16 protein-coding genes are annotated in these 18060 nt (G+C 50.3%); 9 read left to right on the top strand and 7 right to left on the bottom strand.

The window, feature by feature from the left end; all coding sequences use genetic code 11:
* Nucleotides 1–14: 14 nt before the first annotated feature.
* From IXC47_RS10205 to IXC47_RS10180, 6 genes are all read right to left on the bottom strand, one after another.
* Nucleotides 15–2312: a sensor histidine kinase gene (locus IXC47_RS10205; protein ID WP_195875572.1), complete on the bottom strand. Its 2298-nt coding sequence runs from the start codon at nt 2310–2312 to the stop codon at nt 15–17.
* Nucleotides 2309–2848 carry a DUF4390 domain-containing protein gene (locus tag IXC47_RS10200; protein WP_175625171.1) on the bottom strand — a complete coding sequence of 180 codons (540 nt, stop codon included), beginning with the start codon at nt 2846–2848 and terminating at the stop codon, nt 2309–2311. The genes IXC47_RS10205 and IXC47_RS10200 overlap by 4 nt, the downstream gene beginning before the upstream one ends.
* 100 nt (nt 2849–2948) lie before the next feature.
* Complete coding sequence (rsmB, locus tag IXC47_RS10195) at nt 2949–4259, bottom strand: 16S rRNA (cytosine(967)-C(5))-methyltransferase RsmB (RefSeq protein ID WP_195875571.1); 1311 nt, start codon at nt 4257–4259, stop codon at nt 2949–2951.
* Between the two features lie 331 nt (nt 4260–4590).
* The gene (locus IXC47_RS10190; protein WP_175624265.1) at nt 4591–4935 is read right to left on the bottom strand and encodes a DUF1840 domain-containing protein; all 345 of its coding nucleotides are present in this window, start codon (nt 4933–4935) and stop codon (nt 4591–4593) included.
* 102 nt (nt 4936–5037) lie between these two features.
* The gene (locus tag IXC47_RS10185; protein WP_195875570.1) at nt 5038–5592 is read right to left on the bottom strand and encodes a hypothetical protein; all 555 of its coding nucleotides are present in this window, start codon (nt 5590–5592) and stop codon (nt 5038–5040) included.
* A gap of 117 nt (nt 5593–5709) precedes the next feature.
* Nucleotides 5710–7416: a methyl-accepting chemotaxis protein gene (locus IXC47_RS10180; protein ID WP_195875569.1), complete on the bottom strand. Its 1707-nt coding sequence runs from the start codon at nt 7414–7416 to the stop codon at nt 5710–5712.
* 348 nt (nt 7417–7764) lie between these two features.
* On the opposite strand from IXC47_RS10180, the gene IXC47_RS10175 reads away from it, so the two are divergent.
* The 3 genes from IXC47_RS10175 to IXC47_RS10165 are packed head-to-tail and all read left to right on the top strand — an operon-like array spanning nt 7765 to nt 9151.
* The gene (locus IXC47_RS10175; protein ID WP_195875568.1) at nt 7765–8550 is read left to right on the top strand and encodes a 5'-3' exonuclease; all 786 of its coding nucleotides are present in this window, start codon (nt 7765–7767) and stop codon (nt 8548–8550) included.
* Nucleotides 8551–8579: 29 nt separating this feature from the next.
* A complete protein-coding gene (locus tag IXC47_RS10170; protein WP_124573109.1) occupies nt 8580–8825 on the top strand; it encodes a hypothetical protein in 246 nt (81 codons plus the stop codon).
* Nucleotides 8826–8863: 38 nt separating this feature from the next.
* Entirely contained in the window at nt 8864–9151 is a 288-nt protein-coding gene (locus IXC47_RS10165; protein ID WP_195875567.1) for a hypothetical protein, read from the top strand.
* Between the two features lie 152 nt (nt 9152–9303).
* Here IXC47_RS10165 and IXC47_RS10160 read toward each other — a convergent pair whose 3' ends face one another.
* Nucleotides 9304–10689: a YifB family Mg chelatase-like AAA ATPase gene (locus IXC47_RS10160; protein WP_326838395.1), complete on the bottom strand. Its 1386-nt coding sequence runs from the start codon at nt 10687–10689 to the stop codon at nt 9304–9306.
* 31 nt (nt 10690–10720) lie between these two features.
* Between IXC47_RS10160 and IXC47_RS10155 the strand changes: the two genes are divergently transcribed.
* The 6 genes from IXC47_RS10155 (at nt 10721) to IXC47_RS10130 (ending at nt 17881) form a co-directional block, all read left to right on the top strand.
* Entirely contained in the window at nt 10721–12589 is a 1869-nt protein-coding gene (locus IXC47_RS10155) for a site-specific integrase (RefSeq protein ID WP_195875566.1), read from the top strand.
* Nucleotides 12590–13189: 600 nt separating this feature from the next.
* The gene (locus tag IXC47_RS10150; RefSeq protein WP_195875565.1) at nt 13190–14815 is read left to right on the top strand and encodes a site-specific integrase; all 1626 of its coding nucleotides are present in this window, start codon (nt 13190–13192) and stop codon (nt 14813–14815) included.
* A gap of 2 nt (nt 14816–14817) precedes the next feature.
* Nucleotides 14818–15417, top strand: coding sequence for a hypothetical protein (locus tag IXC47_RS10145; RefSeq protein ID WP_195875564.1), 600 nt, complete (start codon nt 14818–14820; stop codon nt 15415–15417).
* A gap of 1 nt (nt 15418) precedes the next feature.
* Nucleotides 15419–16612 carry a site-specific integrase gene (locus tag IXC47_RS10140; protein WP_195875563.1) on the top strand — a complete coding sequence of 398 codons (1194 nt, stop codon included), beginning with the start codon at nt 15419–15421 and terminating at the stop codon, nt 16610–16612.
* A gap of 66 nt (nt 16613–16678) precedes the next feature.
* The gene (locus IXC47_RS10135; protein WP_195875562.1) at nt 16679–16879 is read left to right on the top strand and encodes a hypothetical protein; all 201 of its coding nucleotides are present in this window, start codon (nt 16679–16681) and stop codon (nt 16877–16879) included.
* 291 nt (nt 16880–17170) lie between these two features.
* Nucleotides 17171–17881 carry a hypothetical protein gene (locus IXC47_RS10130; RefSeq protein ID WP_195875561.1) on the top strand — a complete coding sequence of 237 codons (711 nt, stop codon included), beginning with the start codon at nt 17171–17173 and terminating at the stop codon, nt 17879–17881.
* Nucleotides 17882–18060 lie beyond the last annotated feature (179 nt).

Below are 18060 nucleotides of genomic sequence, written 5' to 3'. Positions count from 1 at the left end.
TTTTATTTCAGCTTTCATTCGGAGGATAACTTTAACAGCAAAATAGCTACTTTCGCACCGTTCGTATCGCTGCGGTTCTGAATATCTATGCGACCGCCGTGTTCTTCGATAATTTTTTTGACCATGGCCAGCCCGAGTCCGGTGCCACGTGGTTTCGACGTGATGTACGGCTCGAACGCATGCGCCAGGATTTTCGGCGTGAAACCCGGGCCATTGTCGGTGATGGTCAGTTGTACTGCATTGCTGACGGCGCCGTCGGAACTGCGGTAATGGATTTCCTCGGTAATGATATCTATGCGTGGCGCTGCTGCCTGCTCACCACGATCAGCCACCGCGTCCTGCGCATTCTGCAGCAGGTTGTGAATGACCTGGCGCAGCTGCGTCGGATCGCCCATGATCAGTGGCAAGTCCTGTGCCAGTGACGCATGGATGATATCGCCGCCGTCGCCGTTGAGATAGAGGTGCAGGATTTCTTCGATCAATGCGTTCAGATCAAGTGAAGACAATACTGCGGGTGGGGTTTTCGCGTAATCGCGGAAGTCGTCCACCATGCGCTTCATGGCCGTGACCTGGTTCACAATTGTTTCGGTACTGCGTTCCAGCACCTTGGCATCGGCTTCTTCCAGCTTGCCTTCCAGTTTCATGTGTAAGCGTTCTGCCGAAAGCTGGATAGGCGTCAGCGGATTTTTGATCTCATGGGCGAGGCGACGTGCGACTTCACCCCATGCAATCGAGCGCTGTGCCGAGATGACGTCGGAAATATCATCGAACACGACCACATAGCTACCCTCGCGTGCACCCGGCAGGCGTGAACCGCGCGCCAGCAGCGAGATATCGTTTTCGGTTTCCGGCCCACCCATGCGGCGCGGCACATCGATTTGATGCTGCCAGTGCAGGCTTTCACCACCGGCGCGACCAGCGGCCGATTGTGCACTTTGTTCCGAGAAGGATTGCGTGATCACCTGTGCGAAGGTGCTGAGACCATCTATATCCTTCAGTGGTTTGCCTATGTGCTGGGCAAAGTCGTGCTGCAGTATGCGCTCTACGGATTCGTTACAGGTGACTAGTCTGAAGTTGCGGTCCAGCACCATCACCCCGGCTGACATATTCGCCAGCACCGATTCCAGATAGCCTTTGGCATTTTCCAGTTCGGAGCGGTTCTTCTCGACCGAGGCGCGTGCATCGGCCAACTGACGCGTCATGGTATTAAACGATTGCGTCAGGGTGCCGAGCTCATCCCTCGACGCTACGATAGGTCGCGGCGACAGATTACCTTCGGCCACCGCCTTGGTGCCTTCCGCCAGCAACAGCAGTGGTTTGGCCAGGTCGCTGGCGATCAGGAACGCAGCGGCGATCGCACCGAAGATCGCCAGCAGCAGGGTCAGCGTAAGGGTGACGATGTAAATCTTGCGCAAGCCGGTACGCGCCAGGTAACGCTCCTGGTATTCGCTGTAGGCGAGACGCAGGGCTTCCGCATTGGTCGCCAGCTGCTCAGGTACCGGTTGGCGCAATTGCAGGTAGCGGGTATCGGTTTGCAGCAGCAAGGCTTTGCTGGAAGTCGGGATTTCAACCACGACGCGCAAATACATGCTGTTGGCATTGTTGGCGACCGGATTGGTATTGGTGCGTGGTTTGCTGTTGCCGGTCTCGTCCTGGAATTCGTTATTGCCTTCGATGACCGCGTAATAACGGGTCTGGCGTGCCTGACGCAACATGGCGGCGGTAGGCAGATCCGGCAGCAAGGAACTGAGTTGCGAGCCGGAGCTGGCGATCATCTGGCCGTTGCTGGTGACGATTACCGCTTCCTGCTGCAGGTTCTGGTCACGCATGCGTGAGAGTTGGGTGATCTGCATCGCATCCGACAGGTCGGAGAGTTCCAGCGCCATATTGCGCGCTTTGGTTTGCAAATCACTGAGTGACGAGTCGAGCGCGGCACGACCGAGGTTGAGGCCGGATTCCAGCGCTGATTCCACCCTTACGTCAAACCAGGATTCGATGGAGCGCGAGACGAATTGCACCGAGACCGTGTAAATCACCGCACCTGGCAAGATGCCAATGACGGCGAACAGCAGCACCAGCCGCGCCATCAGCTTGGAGCCGAATTTGCCGCGTTTGTAGCGTTTGTACAATCGTACAAGTAGCAGGATGACCAGCAGCAGCAAAGCACCGGCCACGACTGCATTCAGGATCAGCAGCCACGGATAGTTTTGTTCAAACAGGTTGGAATTTTCAGATGCCGACGCGAGCAGGAACAACAGAATACTGACTACCGCCCCGCCGACAACCAGCAGATACCGAAGTAGTCGGGTCACTGGCGTTCCGCCGTATAGGTGAAGCGTTTCCAGTTCGACGACAGTCGCCAGTCGCTACTGTTCATCGCGTGGACCTGGAACGGTTTGGGTAATTGCGCCACATCCAGTTGCATGCGCACCGCGACTTCGTAGGTCTGGCCTACTTTCAGCGTGTTGCGATCGGCGATGACCCAGCGATTCGGACGGCGCACCATAGACAGGGCGTCATCCAGTGAGGCGAAACTTTGTTGCAGCCGGCCAGTGATGGCGGCGTGATACTGGCGCGTCAGGACGTTGTAGGAAATGCGTATGGTCTGGCTTTCGCTTACTTCCTTGGCATCGAACCAGTACCAGCGCGGTTTGTTGATTTCAATTTCGGTGGTGAAGTAGAGAGGGATACCGCGTGTCAACGCATCTTCCAGGCCCCGGCTCAAATCAAACGAGTAGGTTGCTGCGAGGCGATAACCTTCCGTGCTGTCTTCCAGATGCGCTTCTACGATTTCTATGCCTTCCGCCGCCTGTGCATTGCTATGTTGCAGCGAGAACGCCAGCAACATAATGGCGCACAGCCAGTAAAGGGGTAAGAAAAGTTTTCGTTTCACGCGTCTTCGGAGGGCAGCTCAACTGCCTGATAAGTTAGGTTGCAGCGTTAATCGTTCAGGATACGGTTTTTTGAAACAATGCATAAAACAAACCGTCGTGGTCATTATCCGCATTTGCCGTTGGCAACAACTGGCCGGGTGCGGGTAAGCGGGTTGCATTATTGCGTGCGGCAAATGCTGCTGCCTGCGCTTCCGATTCCTGAGGCCACAGCGAACAGGTGACAAACAGCAATTTACCATCCGCTTGCAGCATCTGCCAAAGGTTGTCGAGAATTTTGGCAGAAATTGCCGCCAGCTGTGTTGTATCTCCCTTGCGGCGCAGCCAGCGTATGTCCGGATGACGACGCACGATGCCGGAGGCGGTGCATGGTACATCAGCCAGGATGCGGTCAAACGGCTTGCCGTCCCACCAGTCGGTGCTGCTGGCGTCGCCGGTCAATAACTGTGCCTGTAATTGCAGGCGTTCCAGATTCTCTGCGATGCGTGGTACACGGCGCGCTTCATTGTCGAGCGCGATCAGTTCTACATCAGCGCTTTCCAGAATATGCCCGCTTTTACCGCCCGGTGCGGCGCAAGCATCGAGTACCCGCATGCCGTCGCGCAAGCCCAGCAACGGTGCAGCCAACTGGGCGGCGGCATCCTGTACCGAGACCAAACCTTCATTGAAGCCGGGGATCAGGTTGACTGGCGTCGGTTGCGCCAGCTTGACGGCGTCCGTGCCGACCCGGGTAGCGAGCACGGATTGTGTCGCCAACATCGCGAGGTAGTCGTCCACCGTCGTCTTGCGACGATTCACGCGCAAGGTCAGCGGCGGCGCAGCATTACCTGCTTCAAGTATGGCCTGCCAGGTTTCCGGATAAGCCGAACGCATACGGTCTATCCACCAGTCCGGGTAGTTCCAGCGCGCAAATTGTTTGCCCGCCGCACTCTTCATTAATGCATCGCGTTCACGTAGGAAACGGCGCAATACCGCATTGACCATCCCTTTGGCATGCGCCATGTCGGGATCTGCCGCAGCAGCGGTCACAGCCTGATCGACCACCGTGAAATCGCTGTAACGCGGTTCAGCTTCCTGCGTATCCGATACCAGGGCCAGTGCGCAGCACAGCAGACCATGCAAAACGGCAGGCTCAGTTGGTTTGGTCGTCATTGCATTGAGCAATGATTCGGCGCGGCCGATATGGCGCATGCTGTAGTAAGAAAGGTCCTGGATCGCGCCGCGCGCTTGCGGTATGGCATGGGTTTGCGCAAAGATTTGCGCGAGTGCTTGTGGCAGCGCAACACCGCGGCCGACGGCAGCGACGGCTTGTGCCGCACCATGCAAACTGAAGGCTAGGGAATCGGGCTTTAAATTGATGGTGGTCACGTTATCTTTTCGTTAAAGCTGATGCGTACGCGCATGACTTGCCTGCGTTGCATGGTCCAGCCAGAACCGATGCTCACCGGTTCCTGAATTTTTCAATGACGTGATTGTAGCGGTGCGAGCGCACGAAACGCGCTTGCGGGGCAGATAAATCGAAAAAAATCGGGAATATCAGGGATAAACGAGGTATTCCAGTGCTGCCAAAGCGGTGTCAGTCCTGGCTTGGACGCAAGCGCGGAGGCAGTTTTCTGCTGCAAACTGCTCCGCGTCTGCTGTCGGAAACCAGGGTTTGCCTGGAAGGAAGATTTAGACGGCTATATTTGCGCCATGCGGGCTATACGCCCCAGACGATGTCCTGGTTTTCGGCGCGGGCTGCACGCAACATTTCCAGTAAAGGATAGGCGCGCGAGGAGAAGCGTACTGGTTCCGGTTGCTCGTGTTCGTTGTCGTCGCCGTTTTCGCCATGATGTGCGACGACATCGCGTTGTACTGCTTCCGAGGCGAAGTGGGCTTTGCTTTCGGTGATTTCCTGCTCCAGCAATTTGATGGCATTTGCGGTTTCTGCTGCAGTAATGACGCCACGTTTGTGGTCTTTGTGCAGAAGGTCGAGTATGCGTTTTGCATGCTCTTCATACATCAGTACCTCGGCTGCGGCTTTGGATTTGAACGTGATTAACATGAGCAGCCTCCTTGAAGTGAACGACGCTTAAACCTTAGCACGATTTCTGCAAGTGTTGTAGCGAAGTTATGCTGGGTGTTGAGTGATGTTTTAAGTTGGTTTTTAGTTCAATTTAAAGGACGTAAAGAAAGTATCCGCCAATTCACGTTTAACGACTTTTTCTGCACCAGTAACGACCAGTTGGTACACCCGTTTATCTTTTGCTACGAACCGGGCAAACAACACCCTTACCTGATCATCTCCGTTTGCTCCGGCAGCGCCGAGCGCCTGTATTTCCGTTATGGCCAACTGTCCGCCTGCCGTGCCGTGCGGCATCGTCAGCACTTTTTCTTCCTTGATGGTGCCGACTATATTTTTGACCAGTGCAGTTTTCATAGAGTTCAATGAAACTTGCGCCTGCGTTGCATCCGGCAACTCTGCAGTCCCTACTGCGAAAGTGACGCCATCCACTGTAGACACCGTCATCGTCATCGCCACCTGGCTGCCATTTAAATCGATCTGACGTGTCACCGTATTTGGTTTGCTCGGCATGGCGACTGCGTACGGCGCGTCGTTGCTGCGGATCTCGCGCCAATCAAATTTTGGTGAGCAGGCAGCGAGCAGCAAACAGGTATTGAGCAGTGCGATGCTGAAAACAGAGCGGCTGGCAGATTTCATGAGCGTAAGCAGTAGGGGGCGCGTATGAAGATAAATGGATGCTTATGGTACACCGCAGATGGCCGCAATAAAAAAGGCCAGCGCTAGGCTGGCCTGATATGGCTGACTGATGCCTGATTAAAACTCTTCCCAGTCATCGGCACCGGCGGTGGCTTTTTCGCGTTTCGGTGCGTGTGCCGGATTGGACAACAATGGTTTGGCGGCGGCCGTACGGATTGCAGGGGTGTTGCTGCGTACCAGCGGGATGTCATCCAGTGTATTGGTCAGGGAAACCTGATTGCCATCCAGTTTGAACTGGCTAACCACGCGCGCCAGGTTGCTGGCCTGGTCTTGCAGCGATTCAGCGGCAGCCGCTGCTTCTTCAACCAGCGCAGCATTTTGTTGTGTGACCTGGTCCATTTGACCGATGGCCTGATTGACCTGGTCGATGCCCGAGCTTTGTTCCTGACTGGCGGCCATGATTTCAGCCATGATGTCGGTCACGCGTTTAACGCTATCGACGATTTCACCCATCGTGCTGCCTGCTTCATTGACTAGTTTGCTGCCTGCTTCGACTTTGCCTACCGAGTCACCGATCAGTACTTTGATTTCCTTGGCAGCAGCAGCCGAGCGTTGCGCCAGATTGCGTACTTCAGTTGCGACAACAGCAAAGCCGCGCCCTTGTTCGCCTGCGCGTGCAGCTTCGACCGCGGCATTTAACGCGAGGATGTTGGTCTGGAATGCGATGCCATCGATGACGCTGATGATGTCGACGATCTTGCGTGCCGATTCATTGATGGATTCCATGGTGTCGACAACTTCGGAGACTACCGAGCCACCTTTGATTGCGACATCCGAAGCTGACATAGCCAAGCTATTGGCCTGGCGTGCGTTGTCCGCATTCTGGCGCACAGTCGATGTCAGCTGGCCCATAGAAGCTGCGGTTTCGCCGAGCGAGCTGGCTTGTTCTTCGGTACGCGACGACAGATCCAAATTGCCGGATGCAATCTGACGTGACGCAGTGGCGATGGTTTCGGTACCGCTGCGCACTTCGGTGACGGTTTTGTTCAGGCTTTGCGTCATGTCTTTCAGCGCTTGCATCAGCTGACCGGTTTCGTCATTCGATGCGACATCTATCCTGGCCGACAAATCACCGGAAGCGACCGTGCGTGCCACTGTGACGGCACGGTTCAACGGACGTGTAATGCTGATGGCCAGGCGCCACGCAAAGAACACGCCGAGCGCAACTGCTGCGACCAGCAAACCGATCAGCAGGCTGCGACCAGACAGGAAGGCGGCCTGGATGCTGGCACCGGCTTCATCGATCATTTTCTTTTCGTTTTGCAGAACTGCATCGATGGACTTGCTATACGCTTCCATCGCAGGCAGCATTTTTTCGTTGATCATGGCCTGCGCTTCTGCGATCTGGCCGCTGGCCTTGGTTTTGAGTACGGTTTGGCGGATGTCGCGGTAGCTATTACGCGCGACGCCTACTGCTTCGATCAGACGCTTGTCTTCCGGCGTCTTGACCATGCCTTCTATGATTTTCTGCAGTTCGCTGGCGCGTGTGCTGGTCGCTTCCATTTGCTTTTGGAAAAAAGCTTGATCTTCGGCGCTGGTGGTCTTCACGGACGCGAGTGTGCGCGCACCGTTGACGTCGACGGCTGACAACCATTCCTGCGCCAGACGTTCTTTCGGCAGCATGGTATCAGCCATGACTTGTGTTGAGGTGCCGACTTGCTGCAGGCGCAGGATGCCGACGACGGTCATGACGACCATCAAGGTGAGCAGTAGGGCGAAGCCGAGGCTGAGACGCGTACTGATTTTCAAGTTTGTGATTTTCATGGTCTGTTCCAAAGATACGGCAGGGTGGAATAACGAAGCTGCGCGACGTACGTTGAAGCTTATGGATTGCTTGCGACTGTCTTGCCATGGGTGTGCAAGAAGTTGGCGTAGCCGGAAGATGGCACGGCTTTGCAGTGAATCGGACGATATTATCGACGGAAATGAGCAATATTTCCATGTGGAAACATTATGTTTTTTCAGATTTCATCAAATATGCGACATATCAGTTGCATTTTGCTTGTGACAATGGCAATTCAAGGGTTTAGTGAGTCGGAGAAAGGCTTGTAAAATGACCATCTTTACCCGCGTTGGCATATTTCAGCGCATGTTTGCATAAGGTTGGGACTAATGGGAAAACTGCTTGCGATAGATGGCCTGAATATAGTGCGGCGCGTCTATGAAGCGAATATGGAAGAGGATGAAGCCATCAAGGCAGATACCGCCTTGCGCCATTCTGTCGCCTCCTTTCGCAAGTTGCTGACGGCGCATCAACCTACGCATGTCTTGCCTGCTTTTGATTTTGGCGGGCATACCTGGCGCCATGATGTGTACGCGCGCTATCGTGAAAATCGCGCGCCTATGCCGGACGCATTGAAGGAGCGCCTGCCTGATTTTTATGTCCAACTGGCGGAGCTGGGTCTGCATGTGGTGTCGATTCCCGAAGTGGAGGCGGATGATGTCATCGCGACTGGCGTGCTGCGCTGGCTGGGTGAAGGCCGTGGTGAAGCGATCATTGCGTCTACTGATAAAGATTTGCACACGTTGATAGAACATGGCGCGGTAATCTGGGATCACTTCAAGGGTGAATGGCACGACAGCAAATGGGTGGAAGCCAAGTTCGGTGTGCCGCCGGAAATGCTCACCGATTTGCTGGCCCTGATGGGCGATGTATCGGACAGCATTCCTGGTGTGTCCAAAGTGGGTGTGAAAACTGCCGCCAAGCTGCTGCAAAGTTACGGCAATATTGATCGCATCATGGCGGGTGCCGGCATCCTTAAAAACACCCTGGGTGAAAAGCTGCGCAAGGATAAGGATCAGCTGTATATGTCGCGTCAGCTGGTCGCACTGAAAGACGATGTACGCATGGGTGTGACCTGGAATATGCTGGCCTTCGACAACAGCAAGCTGGGTTAAGCCTCTCTCGCCACTATTTAAAGAATCTTATGACTGATAAAGAACAACTTTATTTTATCGAACAACGCAAAACGGGCCCGCAGGAGAAAGACTTGCCGGTCTATGCCAAACTGATGAAAAGCAAGGAAGGCGTTTTTGAGGGAGTCTCCTTCATACGCAGCAAGGACAAGGCCTCGACCATGAGTCTGGCCGAAGCGCAACAAGCAGTGGCGTGGGCCAAAGCGAAAAAGCCACTGGCTAAAATGTATGAAACCAAAATCATCCCGGTCGAATAAGTTTGCTGACCTGTTGCATACCTGAGAAGGAAATCGCTATGCGTCACATCCTTGTATTTGCAGCATTTGCTTTTCTCAATGTATCTGCTCATGCCTCATCACCAGATGCGTGGGATGCTCTATATAAAAGCACGCAACAAGCATGTCTGCAAAAAAGCGGTTTGAAGAATGCCAAGCTAATCGAGGGGCCGGTCCTGTTTGCTGGCGACATTCTCTACAAAATACGCGGCAAGTGGCCGCAAGCCCATATGCAGGGCAAGACCGGCAAAGTCTATTGCCTGCATCCTTATCCGAATGGTGAGCCGGAGATCGTTGACGCGCGTTGATGCGTTGCTAAAGATCTGAAACGCTCGATTGCCGATCGATAAAAGGGAAAAATATCGACCGGCAATGTCATCACGTGCAACCACCGCTTTCAATTCGGCAGTGATGGTTTAGCAATGATCATGCCAGTGACATGTCAGTGTTTGCTCGGGACTCATTGCTCACGCAAGGCTCTGCGATATTGAATCGCTTCTGCCACATGCGGTTTGCTGATAGTGCTTTCATTGCCCAGGTCGGCGATGGTGCGCGCCACTTTCAAGACACGATGATAAGCACGCGCCGACCAGTTGAGGCGACTCATCGCGGTGCGCAGTAATTGTTCGCCGCTGTTATCCGGCTGGCAGTGCAGTTCGATCTCGTTTCCCGTTAAGGCATGATTGGGTTTTCCCTGACGTGCGAGTTGCGTCGCTGCCGCGTGTGCGACGCGCATGGCAATACCGGCAGATGATTCGCCATCAGCCTGCTTGAGCAAGTCTTCATGTGGCAGTGCACCGACCTGGATTTGCATATCAATACGATCCAGTAAAGGGCCGGAAATTTTTCCCTGATAACGTGCGATCAGATCGGGTGTGCAGCGGCATCGATTTGACGTGTGTCCGAGATAGCCACAAGGACAGGGATTCATCGCTGCTATCAATTGAAACTGTGCGGGGAAATCAGCCTGTCGCGCTGCACGCGAAATCGTGATGTGGCCAGACTCCAGCGGTTCGCGCAAAACTTCCAGTACTGAGCGATGAAATTCAGGTAGTTCGTCAAGGAAGAGTAAGCCGTGATGGGCGAGTGAAATTTCTCCGGGGCGCGGTGTGCCGCCACCGCCAACTAATGCGACACCGGATGCTGTGTGATGCGGCGCGCGGAATGGCCTGAGCTTCCAGCGCGCACTGCTAAAGCCGCTGGTCAGTGATTGCACGGCGGCGGATTCCAGCGCTTCTTCATCCGTCATCGGTCGCAGGATACCTGCGAAACGCTTCGCCAGCATGGACTTGCCGGTGCCTGGCGGCCCGACCATCAACACGCTATGACCGCCAGCAGCAGCCACTTCCAGTGCGCGCTTGGCCTGAGCTTGTCCTTTTACTTCGGCCAGATCCGGATAGTCAGGCAAGGCAGTGACTGGTGTGGCTACATGACGTTGCAGGCGTGCATCAGGATCATGTGCGGCGAAATGTGCGCATACTTGCAACAGCGAATCGGCGGGCAGGATGGTGACATCTGCAACCAGAGCGGCTTCATCCGCGTTCATGCGCGGCAGGATAAATGCACGTTGTTGGCGATTCTGATCACCACGATGGTGCATCGCATAAGTCATGGCAAGTGCGCCGCGTATCGGGCGTAGTTCACCGGATAGCGATAGCTCACCGGCAAACTCGTATCGTTCCAAGGTATCAGCAGGCATTTGCTGCGAAGCGGCGAGGATGCCGAGGGCGATAGGGAGATCGAAGCGACCGGATTCCTTGGGCAGATCTGCAGGAGCCAGGTTGACGGTATTGACTAATGTAGTGTGGTTACATTGAACAATGTAGCCTAGTCCAGCGGTTATCACCCTTTCAAGCTATCAGCCTATGTAACTCGTCATGAGTAAATATACTGTACGCACTTCCTCGATTAACAATGCTCGTAGATTTAGCTATGAGATTGATTTTCTGTTAACCGACTATGGGGTGGCATCTGACGGATGGCTCGCGCATGCAATCGCGCGGATGGCGCGAGACAGCAATTTGAAACAATATTTCACCGCAGATGTCAGATCGTTCAAAAATGCATTAACGATAGTAGCGACCAACCCCGACTGTAGAAATCTGTTATCCAAACCGGTTACTGCCGTTTTAAGACGAGATATACATTCGCTTTTCACGATGATGGAATCTATATTGGCTGAGGAAAAATCCAGCTGGTCCGGAGCTGTTCAATTTAGAACGTCGGGGTTATTCCGTAGATATTTGATGGCGATTTCTAACGATGGGGTAATGTACGAATTCGTAGGGCGCCCCTTCCGCTCCCGACTTTCCAATTTTCGATCCTCTAGACCAATCCTTCCTCAAAATCCGGGCGAAATGCCTTTAGACGCATTGCCCCACAGTGACGTCGATGAACTCAAGCGGAAAATTAGTACCCTACTGGATAGTCAAATAAGCGCCTTGATTGATGCTTGCATAGCTGAGTTAAATTTTTGGGACGACGTTCGCCAAACTCTGATGGCGCACTCGATGCTGCAATTCACAGAAGATGAGTTACGCAACGCGAATAGTTACATCTTAGAGGGAATCCCTAGCGGCTATTATGCAAAAAAATTTCTTTGCATGGAGCCTAAACGTTTGCTTGGTGCAATAGTGCATGTAACCAATATCACTTTAAATCACGACTTTGCAGTTGTTAGAAGCAAAGGTTGGAGTAAAACCTCGGCCCTATCGAGGGCTATGCTGGAAGATGTGGCTAGCCTTGATCAAATGAAACCTGTCCCTCACGCGCAAATTTTGCAGATGAATCGGCACTCGCACGTTTGCGAATTATCGGCAGCTTTTATTTTGCTAATGATCCATACGGCTTGGAACGCCGACACGCTGAGAGCGCTACAAGTTGACTCAATAGTTCAGGATGGAAGTAGTTTTTTGATTAAAAGCTTCAAGCGTAAAACGGGGAAATATACGTCAGAGGTTGTTCTTGATTCAGCTAGCAGAGGCGCGGTTCAAGCGCTGAACTTGTTGATGTGGAATCACCATCAGCTTAAAAAGCTTAAGATCATTTCTGATAGCAATAACGAAGCGTGGGCCACTTGGAAAAGAGGCGGATATCCCTGTGAAGTCGAGCACATAAAAAACATCACTCAATACATCTTACGGATTTGTTCTAGGAATGGAATAGCTCCTTTCAGTTTAGAACAACTCAGAACTCACATGTTGTTAAGGCACAAAGTTCGTGGCAGGTCCATAGAAGATGTAAGCCGTATTGCAGGCCATACATCGATTGATGTGACCGGAACGTATCTCGATCAATTCCTGCAAAAAATTCTCAGTAAAAGCATCAATCTTGACTTCCAGAATCGTCTTGCACGAAAGCTATGTGGCCCTGAAGAAAATATGCAGCGCGCTTTATATCTCGTTGGAGATGGAACAAGCTGCGTTAATCCTAGAACTCCGCCATTTGAAACTTGGTTGGTAAATGGCACCTGTGACGCAAGACATTGTCATTCGGGAGAGGGGTGTATCAACAGTCGGATAGAAGTGACGCGGGAAAGAATAGAAGAGCTTGTATGTTGGAATGGATACTACGAGCGAAACTGGCAAAGGCTATACGAAGCTAACACGGATGCTTTTGAAAAATTGCATGGCCCCGCGATTATCATGAACTTTGCGCTGCTGAGTTTCCTGAAAAATAGTATTCATCGCGACAAGGTTTGCGAAGTTATAGATGCTTTTGGGGCCGTCGAGGATCGCGATGACTAAACTGCGGGTAGCTAATGATGAACTTGAAGCATCGGTAATGGAGCGGTTGAGAGCATTATTGGATCATTCCGATATTGCGATCTCGAATAACTATATTCTGACCGTTAAGAGACTGGAGGCACACTTTGACCAAGACAATTATTGGAGATACGACTTCAGCCAAGTGCAACTTCCCGGCAACGCAATTTACGAACACACATCTCTGCTAATCAACCATCCAGAACTTATTGCAACCATAGTTTTATCTGTACAAGAATATCTCAATCGATGTACCAATTCGAAATCTCGAACCGAAAGAGCTCAGTTATATTTGTTCGTTTCTTTACGCTTCATCGAATATGTATGGCTTCAAAACATAGTCGATCTTAAGCGGCTCTGCCCAAGGCACGTTGAGCATCTTCCTCGACTTCTCGCGCAAGGCGGATGGTGGAAGGCTCTCGAACTTGGATCGAGGATTGAAAGTTTGCCTCTCATTCAATACGAAGCGTTAACCACGAGCAAGAAACCATACTCACTGCATCAAGGGCAACAAGGTAGGCAACGAGATTTGCAGTTGGCATTAGGGTCAAGTACTAACCACATATATAACCAATATAGAAAATGGCTGAAGAACAAAAAAAAGACACGCCATATGCCGAGAGCACTCTTTTTCAGAATCTAGAAGTCATTAACAATCTCCACTACTTGGACAGTCAGTTTGGAATTGACTTCCACCCCTTTCCAAATGTTGGTTTGACTGCCAAGAGGCTAGGTCTATCGCGGGGGCGGACGGGTAATCTGCCTGCCGCTGCCGCTATAAAATTGGTGGCCGATGCAGCAAAATGGCTATACGAGTATGCTCCTCAAGTTTTGAAATTTTATTCAGAGTTGGCTCGAATTATTGAGGAAAATTCTCGTTCTACCGAGACACCATTGCGATTACGCTTATCTTCGTATGTTAAGGAATTGGGTGAGCGGACAAGCGACCCGGCGGAATTCCCCTTCAAAATTGACTTCTTGGATTTCGGTCACAGAAGTATTAACGGCCGCCACTCCTTACGTAATGCCTTGCTATGCGCGATGTCGGCATGTTTCGTGATCATAGCCACTATGAACGCGAGGAGACGTGACGAAATTTTGCACCCGAAATATGGATTGCGCTCTAATGATCTCCAGTTGGTCGACGAGACACTAGGTTTGTATGAAGTGAATTTTTATGTAGAAAAATCTTATAGAAAACGTGTTCCGTTTTACGTGAACAAAATCACGGTTGACGCAATTCAAATGCTTGAATCATTCAACAGTGTTCTTGGTATATTGCCTCGATCCGACTTTGATGAGAATCATTCCGGCTCGAGTCAAAGACATTTGTTTTCGTATAAAAGAATGAGTCTCACGAGAGGCTTTGCGCCTGGAACAAACTATTTCAAATTTTTATATCGAGGGCATGAAACAGATGCTGCATTATTTTTTCAATTAGCCCTGGGGGCGGGCGCAACTCAAGTAGTGACTCCTCACATGTTTCGCAGGTTCTATGCGCTCATTTTCTTCTACCAATATGAAAATCCAGACCTACAAGCGCTTGCTCTTCAGTTGGGACATCTCAGTCTCTCATCAACATTGATTTATATTACTGATCCATCGTCGAGAAAGGATTTTGAGTTAATCACAAACACTATCGGATCTTCAGACGACGAAAGAAAATTGATTTGGAAGGAACATGTTCGCGAGGTTGACGAACAAATCCAAGAGACTGGAACGGAAAAGCATATTGCAGATGTTTTCGCAATTTTGTCAGGTGGTATATATGCCGGAGGCTATTCCAAATATATTCGACGAATACAGAATCGGCTCGCAAAGATTGTCAGCTTCGATGTGAATACTATGGAGGGTGCTACTGCTGTGGTTGCCGCCCTTAAACAACGTGGAAATTTTCCTAAACCCATGAGGCACGGTCAGTGTATGGCTGGGAGCGTTATCGAGAAGAGAGCTGCGCACTGCTCTGACCCTTTAAACGGCAAACTTCGACGGGAAAATGCGACGCCGTTAACATGCTCAACTTGTATATTCCATCTTACGTCACCAGCTTATTTGACCAATTTGGAGGCTGATGAACGGGAGTTACAAAAGGCTTTGCAGTTGCAGCCTCGCAACTCAGTGAAATGGCTTGCAACCGAAAATGAGATTGGAAATCTGCGACAAGCTTTGAAATTTTTTAAGAAGAGAATGTTTAATTCATCGGGATAATTATGATTAAGAAAGAAACGATCAAGCCAGCGATCGCATTCGTCAATCAAAAAAAAGCTGAATCTAATATCATCGCAAAAATCGACGCGCTAGAGTTCTTGCTTGTCGAAGCACTTGGACTTGAGGCAATTCAGACTCCAGTTGGTACCCTTCCCAGAGCTAACGGTGTGTATTGCGATTTTCCAAAGACAATTCGTCAATTCAATTTTTGGGATTCAGACAGTGCCGACAACTATCCCAATCTTACAATTGCAAAAGTCTCAAAAAATGCCAACGAAACGCTAAAAAAACACAGAGTGCTTCATCGTCGCACAGCTGTTGTAATTACAAAACTTAACGAGCACTGCGTTCACCTAGGAAAGCGTACAACTTCTAATCCATTGAGAAAGCTCAACGAGCAATTGAAAGAGTCAGAGGCATTACGAAAAATTATCGAACTCGAACTAATTGAATGTCGCCGAGCTATTGCCCAAATGAATTTAGACAACGATCGCCTTCGTGATCAAAACATCGCTTTGCAAGCCCTCGCTAGAAGCAATCGCGATCGCCTGCCGCACGTCAAACGAACGGTTGGCGATGCTACTGGCAACAAGGGAAAATAAGATGGGGCTCGATCGGAAAATTCGATTGTCATGGCATCAATGTGGTGGCCTAAGGTTAGTTGCGTACGATTTGATTCGTAACCAGCTTGTGCCTGAATTGATGGATTATGCTGATCATCTTTCTCAACGCGAGAGCCTTTCATCAAAAACAGTTATCAATGAAATTGTACTTTTGAAATCTCTATTCGAATTTCTTATTCCGAATTTTTCAATTAAAAATATTAACGATTCGCTATTGCTAAAATTTAGAGATTTGGAACTTTCACGGACGCTCGAGAATAAGATATCGCGAGGTTCTGAAGTAACTGCGCGTCGAACAGTAAATATGAAGTTGCGCCGTGCATATCTTTTTATAATCTGGTGCCAAGAATCCCAAAGATTGAGTAGCGGATCAATTGGTGCTTACAACTGCAAAGTGACAGCGCGCTGCGATCAAATTAAAGGAATAAAATGGCGTGGCGGTTTTCGAAACAATGCGACTAATGATTTCCCCCTTCTCTATCGCAAAGCGCAAGCTGGTATAGGTCCCGATCAAGGGTATTTTGCTACTGATAGTGATCGATCTGCACTTGGCGAATATTTTGCGCGCAATGGGACTACGTTCACATTTACTCGCAACGTACTATTAATGGATATTGCAGATGCACAAGGATGGCGCCGCGGCTCTATTAACTCATTAAAATGCGCTCAATTCTCTGCAGGAGAAGGATCCTCAGAGAAGATTCGAATCGCTCCGGCTAAACAAAAATTCGGATATGGGTGGTTTTTTGAAGTGGAGTTTGCTCTCGCCAACCGCATTTTAAATTTTATTAATATCGAGCGCGCCCTCTTATTGGCTGAAATGGGATGGGACGAAGCTAGAACTGAAGATCACATTTTTATTTCAGCTCGAAATGGAAAGCCTCTCACCGATCAAGCGATATCGCGCATATTCGGTAATGCTTTTAAAGTAATTGGAAGGCCCAAGGGGGCAGGTCTCCATTCCTTTCGGCGGAAATTTGCTGAATGTCGGGTGGTCGATGAGATACAACGACGATTAACGCTTGGTATGGATACCAGCGCTTTGTCTATTGCTGCATCTGTAGCTGTCGAGCTAGGGCATGCTCATCCAGAGTCACTAAAGCCTTATGTAAGTCGCTCACAATCCCGTCTTGCAGGAAATAGAGCGAAATCAAAAAAAGAAATCACTAGATAGACTTTTTGACTACTGAGAATGGCTTTTGTCAGTTAAAAACCATGAACCAGTAACAACGGAATCAATATGAAAAATAGAATCAAGAAAAGACATTTTTATTTTGGGTATCAGCAGAGATCCCGTGAAGAGAAATGGCTAAAGGAACGCATGCGGTATTTTGATCCCCTACAGCGCGGCAATGAAGTATGGGGAAATGTCATGCCCGTCGGGCGGGAGTTCGGTGCTGCTAAGATTAAAAAAGGCGGGTTAACTGATGCGACTTTTTAAAGCAATGAAGATACCAAATGATGATACCAAATGATGCTATTGAAAGCAGACTTGCGCCCAACAATTGATGTCCGGTTTCGGCCTTGGATACAACTTTTAAATGCAATATGTCGGTTTAGTTGAGGCGAAATTTGCGGCGCTTTATCTCTCAAAACAACGCCGGAACCTTTCGTAGATACAACCATAGAAATACGACGTAAATACGTGGATGCAGTCAACCGCTCGAATTTATCCGAATAGTTTGCCTTACGAAATAATGTCACAACAGCTCGTTATTACCTGGATAGATTCATGCCTACATTGCCTATACATATGCTCCAGCAGAAATCGCCTTGGTCGATTAAAGAATTTGTGGAGCCAAAAGCTGGCGAAATTCACCGCATCTATTCCTTTAAAGGGAAAGTTTGTAAGCGCATCGTTTTAGACTCTCCGATGGCAAAACAGCTAGCTGGCTATGTCCTTATCGAAAAAGACATTCGAAGTGCGCAAGGGTGGCTCAGTCATATTGATGAGATACGTGGTGACGATGCAGCGCAAGACAAAAATGGCAGCCGCAGCTCACCGGACAGGGAGAGATACAATCTCGTCAAGGGCTTGTTTGTTGCTGCATTAACTTTTTATGGCAAGGCATTTGCACAAGCCGATGGTCGCAGAGTGAAACTAGAGCGCAGACAAGTTTCTGAGGAGTTTCGTGAGGTGCATGACTTGGCCATAGCGTTCAGAAATAACTTCGCAGCACACAGCGGGGCGAAACTGATTGAAAAAGCAGAGATTGCAATTGCCCTGCCGACCTCGAACAGGAAAGCCACACCAAACCTCTACACAGAACTGGAGCAACCTGATTATGCACTGCTGGGAGAAGGAGAAAAAAGTTTTGCGAATCTTTTTGAGCATGTGCACTTTATTCCACAAACCAAAATTCGCGAGCTGAAACACAAAATATTCGTAGAAGAGGTTTTGCCAAAAGGGTATGACTACTGGGCCAAAAAAAAGAAAATATAAAATTCTTTAGGCTGCGCTTTAAGGTGCTTAGAAATTCCTTGATCCGGCTATGTGAACCGCCCCGGGTTTCGTGGAGGCTGGTTGGTTTAAGTTAAGTCTGCACGGTAGGATGTTCGCTTGTTTGCCGGTAGTAGTTTCTTTCCGCTTCGGCAGGAGGAATATACCCGATTGGCGCGAGC

This window comes from Herminiimonas contaminans (genome assembly GCF_015645465.1).
Classification (GTDB): Bacteria; Pseudomonadota; Gammaproteobacteria; order Burkholderiales; family Burkholderiaceae_D; genus Oxalicibacterium; species Oxalicibacterium contaminans.
This window is presented reverse-complemented; position numbering and strand designations above follow the sequence as displayed.

What these genes read in the sequence shown, in the direction of transcription:
- IXC47_RS10200 (WP_175625171.1), bottom strand. Translation starts at nt 2,848, where the DNA reads ATGTTGCTGGCGTTCTCGCTGCAACATAGCAATGCACAGGCGGCGGAA.
- IXC47_RS10190 (WP_175624265.1), bottom strand. Translation starts at nt 4,935, where the DNA reads ATGTTAATCACGTTCAAATCCAAAGCCGCAGCCGAGGTACTGATGTAT.
- IXC47_RS10185 (WP_195875570.1), bottom strand. Translation starts at nt 5,592, where the DNA reads ATGAAATCTGCCAGCCGCTCTGTTTTCAGCATCGCACTGCTCAATACC.
- IXC47_RS10180 (WP_195875569.1), bottom strand. Translation starts at nt 7,416, where the DNA reads ATGAAAATCACAAACTTGAAAATCAGTACGCGTCTCAGCCTCGGCTTC.
- IXC47_RS10175 (WP_195875568.1), top strand. Translation starts at nt 7,765, where the DNA reads ATGGGAAAACTGCTTGCGATAGATGGCCTGAATATAGTGCGGCGCGTC.
- IXC47_RS10170 (WP_124573109.1), top strand. Translation starts at nt 8,580, where the DNA reads ATGACTGATAAAGAACAACTTTATTTTATCGAACAACGCAAAACGGGC.
- IXC47_RS10165 (WP_195875567.1), top strand. Translation starts at nt 8,864, where the DNA reads ATGCGTCACATCCTTGTATTTGCAGCATTTGCTTTTCTCAATGTATCT.
- IXC47_RS10155 (WP_195875566.1), top strand. Translation starts at nt 10,721, where the DNA reads ATGAGTAAATATACTGTACGCACTTCCTCGATTAACAATGCTCGTAGA.
- IXC47_RS10150 (WP_195875565.1), top strand. Translation starts at nt 13,190, where the DNA reads ATGGCTGAAGAACAAAAAAAAGACACGCCATATGCCGAGAGCACTCTT.
- IXC47_RS10145 (WP_195875564.1), top strand. Translation starts at nt 14,818, where the DNA reads ATGATTAAGAAAGAAACGATCAAGCCAGCGATCGCATTCGTCAATCAA.
- IXC47_RS10140 (WP_195875563.1), top strand. Translation starts at nt 15,419, where the DNA reads ATGGGGCTCGATCGGAAAATTCGATTGTCATGGCATCAATGTGGTGGC.
- IXC47_RS10135 (WP_195875562.1), top strand. Translation starts at nt 16,679, where the DNA reads ATGAAAAATAGAATCAAGAAAAGACATTTTTATTTTGGGTATCAGCAG.
- IXC47_RS10130 (WP_195875561.1), top strand. Translation starts at nt 17,171, where the DNA reads ATGCCTACATTGCCTATACATATGCTCCAGCAGAAATCGCCTTGGTCG.